This is a genomic window from Thermomonas sp., assembly GCF_020850895.1.
In the GTDB taxonomy this organism is placed as follows: domain Bacteria; phylum Pseudomonadota; class Gammaproteobacteria; order Xanthomonadales; family Xanthomonadaceae; genus Thermomonas.
In genome coordinates this window covers 59,251-65,912 of record NZ_JADZDS010000007.1, presented here as the reverse complement: position 1 = coordinate 65,912, position 6,662 = coordinate 59,251, and the positions used below count along the sequence as shown (strand labels likewise).

Annotated in this window: 7 protein-coding genes; all 7 read right to left on the bottom strand. The window is 68.7% G+C overall.

Annotation, left to right across the window (positions count from 1 at the left end; translation table 11 throughout):
* Positions 1–455: response regulator transcription factor (locus tag IT472_RS00560; protein WP_297176771.1), on the bottom strand; the 455-nt coding region annotated here is incomplete at its 3' end.
* Entirely contained in the window at positions 452–1,156 is a 705-nt protein-coding gene (locus IT472_RS00555; protein WP_297176768.1) for an ATP-binding protein, read from the bottom strand. The genes IT472_RS00560 and IT472_RS00555, both read right to left, overlap by 4 nt.
* Before the next feature lie 126 nt (positions 1,157–1,282).
* Positions 1,283–2,008: a sulfite exporter TauE/SafE family protein gene (locus tag IT472_RS00550; protein ID WP_297176765.1), complete on the bottom strand. Its 726-nt coding sequence runs from the start codon at positions 2,006–2,008 to the stop codon at positions 1,283–1,285.
* Positions 1,998–2,192 carry a cbb3-type cytochrome oxidase assembly protein CcoS gene (gene ccoS / locus IT472_RS00545; RefSeq protein WP_297176763.1) on the bottom strand — a complete coding sequence of 65 codons (195 nt, stop codon included), beginning with the start codon at positions 2,190–2,192 and terminating at the stop codon, positions 1,998–2,000. Before ccoS ends, IT472_RS00550 begins: the two co-directional genes overlap by 11 nt.
* Positions 2,193–2,202: 10 nt before the next feature.
* A complete protein-coding gene (locus IT472_RS00540; protein ID WP_297176761.1) occupies positions 2,203–4,575 on the bottom strand; it encodes a heavy metal translocating P-type ATPase in 2,373 nt (790 codons plus the stop codon).
* A gap of 5 nt (positions 4,576–4,580) precedes the next feature.
* Positions 4,581–5,093 carry a FixH family protein gene (locus IT472_RS00535; protein WP_297176758.1) on the bottom strand — a complete coding sequence of 171 codons (513 nt, stop codon included), beginning with the start codon at positions 5,091–5,093 and terminating at the stop codon, positions 4,581–4,583.
* A 15-nt stretch (positions 5,094–5,108) separates the two neighbouring features.
* Positions 5,109–6,662, bottom strand: a complete 1,554-nt coding sequence (locus tag IT472_RS00530) for a 4Fe-4S dicluster domain-containing protein (protein ID WP_297176755.1) — start codon at positions 6,660–6,662, stop codon at positions 5,109–5,111.

The window sequence follows — 6,662 nt, the reverse complement described above, 5'->3', positions numbered from 1 at the left end:
TCGGGCGTGGCCTCCGGTACCGTCGGCTGGAACGCGCGCAGCAGGCGGCGCGCAATCGACGGTGACAGCGGCGGTTCGCCACGCAGGATGCCGTCGAGGGCGGCGCCCAGGCGTTCTTCCGGTTGGTCCTTGAGCAGATAACCGTGGGCGCCCGCGCGCAGGGCCGGGAACACATGCGCATCGTCGCCGAACAGGGTGGTGACGACGATGGTGCAGTCCGGCGCGTGCTGGGCCAGCGGGCGGATCAGGCTGGTGCCGTCACCATCGGGCAAGCCCAGGTCGACCAAGGCCAACTGCGCTTGCAGGCCCGCCTCCAGCAGGCGGCGTGCTTCCGCAAGGGTGGCCGCGTGGTGGATCTCGATCCCCGGGAAATGCTTGTCCAGCAATGCGCGCAGCCATGCCGCGACCTCGGGCAGGTCCTCCAGCAACAGGGCGCGGGCCGGTGGCGAGGTCATCGTGGAATGCTCCCATCCTGCGCGGTGGGCGGGAATCCCGCGCCTGCGGGGGGCGCGGGCAGGGGAAAGCGCAACAGCACCTTGGTGCCGCCGAGGGTGCCTTGCTGCCAGTGGATGTCGCCGTGGAGTTCATCCGCGCGCGAGCGCATGCTGCGGGTGCCGCGGCCGTCGCCGATGTGGGTCGGATCGAAGCGGCCGTCGTCGGTGATTTCGAAGACCAGGTCGGACGCAAGCTGGCGCACCACGATCCGCACCCGGGTCGGGTTGGCATGGCGAATGGCGTTGGTGACGGCTTCGCGGCCGATCCGGAACAGGTGCATGCCTTGTGCGCGATCGAGCAGGGGATCCGGCAAGGTGTCGGCTTGAAGCCAGTCGAGGCCGATCGAGCGGGTCAACAGGCGTTGCTCGACTTCGTCGCGCAGTTGCGCCAGCACTTCCAGCAGGGTGCCTTCGACACCGTGTTCGTGGGCGAGGATCGCGCGCAGGTCCTGCAGGATTTCGCGGACCAGTTGCTGCTCCGAATCTGGCACGCGATGCAGCAGGGTCAGCAGCGCGCTGCCGACGTCGTCGTGCAGGTCGTTGTAGATGCGCGTGCGCTCCTGTTCGACCGCGTGCGCGACCGCGAGTTGCTGTCGCAACGCGCCAAGCTCCGGGACGTCTTCTTCCTGCGGTCGGTCGCGCCTGCCCAGCAGACGCAACAAGGGGTGAACCTGCTTTCCGGATGCGCCCACCTTGCCACGACTCCCTGCGTTGCCAGCCCGTGGCGTTCGATTGTAGGGGAGTGGCACGGCCGCGACGGTTTCCGCCGCTGTTCGGACGGTGACGATTCAGCCTGTCGGCAGGCTGCGGCAGCCGAGTGCTTCGAGCAGGCCGTGCAGCACCGGCGCGTGGATCAGCCAGGGTGCGGCCAGGGTCAGCAGGCCGGCGATCACCACCATCACGCCCGCGCCCCGGCGCAGCGCGCCACGCTGCAGGCGCTGGCCGATGCGTTCCCCGGCCCAGGTCAGCGACACCATCACCGGCAGGGTGCCGAGGCCGAAGGCGGCCATCACCAAGGCACCGTGAACGGGGCTGGCGGTCAGCCATGCGGCGGTGAGTAGGGTGCCGGACAGGCCGCAGGGCATCCAGCCCCAGAGCATGCCGAGGGCGAGGCGTTTGCTGGCGGTATTGGCGGGCAGCAGGCGACGTTGCAGGGGTTGCAGCAGACGCCAGAAGCGCGTGGCGGGGCCACCGGAAAATCGTGGCAGGCGCCCTTTGCGATCCAGCATGCGCAAGCCTGCGAGAATCAGCACCAAGCCGACTGCGGCGCGCATCGCCACGCCCAGCCAGGGCTGGCGGATCACACCGAGCAGGCCGCCGCCCAGACCGCCGACGAGCGCACCGGCCAGCACATAGCCGCCGACGCGACCGATGTTGGGTTGCGTGGCTGCCCGCCAGCCGCGCGAGCCGATCGAGAAGCTGGTGGCGATGCCGCCGCACATCGCAACACAGTGGACACCGCCGAGCACGCCGGTCAGCAGTGCCGCGCCCAGCACCAGGGTGTCAATCGGCATCGTCGTCGCTGGTGGTGTCGGGTGGGGCGGCGCTGCGTGCTGGCGGCTCGTCCTCGCGCAACACATCCAGCGCCGGGGTGTCCAGATCCTCGAACTGGCCATGGCGCACCGCCCACACGAAGATGCCGGCGGCGGCTGCGATCATCAGCAGGCTGATCGGGATCAGGAACAGCAGGATGTTCATGGCAATCCGTTCAAGTGCGCGCTACCCGCGTCAGCCGCAGGGCATTGGCGGTGACCAGTAGCGACGATAGCGCCATTCCCAGCGCCGCGAGCCAGGGCGTGACCATGCCGGCGGCGGCCAAGGGCAGTGCCATCAGGTTGTAGCCGATCGCCCAGACCAGGTTTTCACGGATGATGCGGCGGCTGCGGCGGGCGATGTCGATGGCGGCAGGAATCGCACTGAGGGCGGGATTGGCGAGCACGAAATCGGCGCTGCGCTGGGCCAGCGCGGCACCGTCGCCGATTGCCAATGAGACATCGGCACCGGCCAGCACCGGCGCGTCGTTGAGGCCGTCTCCCACCATCGCCACGCGATACCCTTCGGCTTGCAGTGCGCGCACGCGCTCCAGCTTGTCGGCGGGCGTCTGGCGTGTACTGACATTCCCGATGTCCATCGCCTCGGCGAATCGCATCACCGCAGCGGTGGCGTCGCCACTGGCCAGATGCAGGGAGAGGCCCTGTGCGCGCAAGCGCTGCATCGCCTGCGTGGCGTCGCGGCGTTCCTGTTCGACCAACGTGAAGCGTGCGCGTGCTCCGGTATTGCTGCCTAACCAGATCGCGCCATCGTCCTCGCCGTCGATGGCGAATGGTGCGGAACCAATGCGCCAGCGCTGCCCTGCGATGACGGCTTCCACGCCTGCGCCCGCCGTGGCGCGGAGGTGTTCGATGGCGGGCGGATCGGTGACCTGCGCGAAGGCGGCAGCGAGCGGATGGTTGCTGTCGCGCTCCAGTGCGGCGGCGATCCGCAGTGCGCGATCGGCATCGATTCCTTCGCAGGCATCCACGCCTTGCAGGGTGGGTTTGCCATCGCTGAGGGTGCCGGTCTTGTCGAACACCACATCGGTGACGCCTGCCAAGCGATCCAGTGCGTCGGGACGCACTGCCAGCACGCCGATCTTCGCCAGTGCGCCATGGGCTGCGGCCAGCGCTGCGGGCACCGCCAATGACAACGCGCAGGGGCAGCTGACCACCAGCAAGGCCAAGGTCACCTCGAAGGCGCGCGCCAGATCGTGCGAACGCCACCACAGATAGACCGTGACCGCGGCCAGTGCGAGGCCGGCCACGAACCAGCCGGCGATGCGTTCCGCGCCGCGCGCCAGTGCCGGGCGGTGCGCTTGCGCGGATTCGACCAGTCGTACCAGCTCGGCGAGGCGGGTGCCGGTGCCGACATGCGTCACTCGGATGCTCGCGGCGTGTTCGCGACAGGCGGTGCCGGCGTACACCGCATCACCGACGCGCTTGGCCACCGGCGTGGATTCGCCGGTCAACAGGGATTCCTCGAAACGCGCTTCGCCATCGCGCAGCACGCCATCGGCCGGGACCGGTTCGCCCACGGCGACACGCACGATGTCGCCGATGCCGAGCGCATCGATCGGCACCGATTCGCGTGTGCCTTCGGCCAGTTCGCGGGTGGCGAAGGCGGGCCGTGCCCTTGCCAGCGCATCGACCTGCGCACTGGCAATTCTGCGCGCGCGCTGTTCGAGTTGGCGGGCCACCAGCAGCAGGAACACGAACATGACGGCGGCGTCGAACCAGACATGCGACCCGCCGCGCACAGTCTCCAGCGTGCTGGCCGCCCATGCCAGCAGGGTGGACCCGGCGATCAGCACATCCATGCCCATCCGCCTGCCGCGCAGTTCGTTCCAGGCCCCCAACAGGAACGGCCAGCCGGCCCAGAACACCACTGGCGTTGCCACCATGAAGGTGATCCAGCGGAAGAAATCGCGGGTGGGGATCGGCATTTCACCGCGTGTGTCCAGATACAGCGCTTCAGCGAACATCATCGCCTGCATCGCGGCGATCCCGGCCAGGCCGATCCGCAGCAGGTCGCGGTTGCGGGCGCGCCGCTGCGCCTGTTCGCGCGCCTGCCCGGTGGCCAGATAGGGCCGATAGCCCAGCGCCGCCAGCCGCGCCAGTGGCGTGGACAGTGCGGTGCGCGCCGGGTCCCAAGCGATCCGGATGCGGCCGGTGATGGCATTGGCACTGGAATCCAGCACGCCGGGCTCGCGCGCCAGGGCGCGATCGATCAACCACGCGCAGGCCGCGCAGCGCATACCGTCGGTGAGTACGGTGATCTCGCGGCCGCCGTCCACGTCGCGTGCGTGGCCGGCCAATAGTTCCTCGCGGTCCCACGCAGCCAGCGCGGGTGCGTCGGCATCGACGCGGCCGGCGGGCGCATTGCGCAGGCGATAGTAGTCATCGAGATGCGCGTCCCGGATCCAGCGCGCCGCCGCGGCGCAGCCATCGCAACAGAACGCGCGGGTGACGCCGTCGAACTCGGCATGCACCGGTAACGTCGGCAGGGGTTCGCCGCAGTGGTGGCAGGCCGCGGCCACGGCATCCATGCTGGTTAGGGCTGGCTGGCCGCGATGGCGGGTTGCAGATGCACCGCACGTTCGCCCTTCGCGAGCCGGCCGCGCAGGCGCCAGCGACTGCCGCTGGCCGGTTCCAGTTGCAGCAACCAATCGTGGTCGAGGGCAGGCGTTGCGTTGGCGCGCCAACCCGCATCGAACGGTTCCAGATCCAGGATCAGGTCTTCGCTGGCGCGCGTCGGATGGTGCAAGGACAGGCGCAGGTGGCGTGCATGGTCGAAGGTGCCGGTGGTCGGATAGACCTCCACCCGCCCGTGTTCATGGTCGATGCTGGCGACCGCGGCCAGCCCCGCCTGCGCCGCGGCGGCATCCGGGCCAAGATCGGCCTGCTGGATCTGCGCGGTACGCTGGACCTCGTCCGGAACCGCGTCCATCGGTCCATCGGCATTGGCGGCCTTGTACATGGCGATGCTGCCGATGACCACGGCGCCCACCAGCACCACCATCAGCCAGACGATCGGTTCGCGCCAGGGCGAGGATTTCGGTTCCATAGCCTGTCCGTTCGCTTACATCGGGCCGAAGAAGGTGCTGTCCACGCGCGCCTTGGCGCTGCCGTCATCGGCTTCGATGACGAAGGTCAGGTTGTGCCGGCCACGCACGCCATCGGCGGGTGCGCCGATCTCGATTTCCTGCGCGATCACGGCGCCGGCGGGAACCTTGACCTCCAGCGGCGCGCCGATCAGGGTCAGCGGCGTCTGGTCGGCAGGTTCGATCCGCACCCGGTAGCTGCGGTCGGCATCGGTCTTGTTGACCAGCTTCAGGGTGTAACCGTTGTCGATGCGGTCGCCGTGCTCGCGGTACAGCGCATTGCGGTCGCGCAGCACGTCGGCGATCAGCGGGCTGCGGTGGAACACGCCCCAGGTCCAAGCCGACACCAGCGCGGTGAGCAGCACGGCATAGACGATGATGCGCGGGCGCAGGATCCGCGCCGGTTGGCCGTCGAGTGCGTTCTGGGTGGTGTAGCGGATCAGGCCGCGCGGCATCCCGACCTTGTCCATCACCTCGTCGCAGGCGTCGATGCACAGGCCGCAAGCGATGCATTCGTATTGCAGGCCGTTGCGGATGTCGATCCCGACCGGGCAGACCTGCACGCACATGGTGCAGTCGATGCAGTCACCCAATTGCTCGGTCTCGAACTTCGGCAGCGGCAGGGCTTCCTCGCCGGCGGCGGCGAGGGTGACGGTGCCACCGGCCTGCAGGCGGGCCGCCGCGGCACTGGGATGCTGGCTGGCGCGGAACACATAGTCGTAGGCGGTGCGCAGGTCGAGCAGGCCGCGCGCACGTTCGAGCACGCTGGGCAGGCCCTTGCGACGCGGACCGCGCGGCTCGCCGCGCAGCGGGTCGTAGGCGATGATCAGGGTGTCGCGGTCGAACATCGCGCTCTGGAAGCGCGCGTAGGGGCACATGTATTTGCAGACCTGCTCGCGCAGGATGCCGGCATTGCCCCAGGTCGCCAGCGCGTAGAACAGCACCCAGAAGGTTTCCCAGCCGTTCCAGTCGAGCGCCGGCATGCGGCTGGCGAGGCTCTGGATCGGCGTGAAGAAACCGACGAAGGTGAAGCCGGTCCACAGCGCGAACACCAGCCACAGCACGTGCTTGCTGCCCTTGCGCAGGAATTTCTCGCGGGTCCATGGGCCGGCATCGAGCTTCATCCGCTTGCCGCGATCACCCTCGGTCCAGCGCTCGATCCACAGGAAGGTTTCGGTCCACACGGTCTGCGGGCAGGCGTAGCCGCACCACAGCCGTCCTGCCAGCGCGGTGGCGAAGAACAGGGTCAGTGCCAGGATGATCAGCAGGATCGCCAGCAGGCTGAAATCCTGCGGCCAGAAGGTCAGCCCGAACACATGGAACTTGCGTGCCGGCAGGTCGAACAGCACCGCCTGGCGGCCATCCCAATGCAGCCATGGGAACAGGTAATACATGCCCAGCAGCCAGAACACCGCGAGCCGACGCAGGCGGTCGAAGCGGCCGGAGATATCGCGCGGATAGACCTTGCGCTCGCTGACGTAGACGGAATCGCCGCCGTTGTCGAGCAAGTCGATGTCGATGCGTTTGCTCAC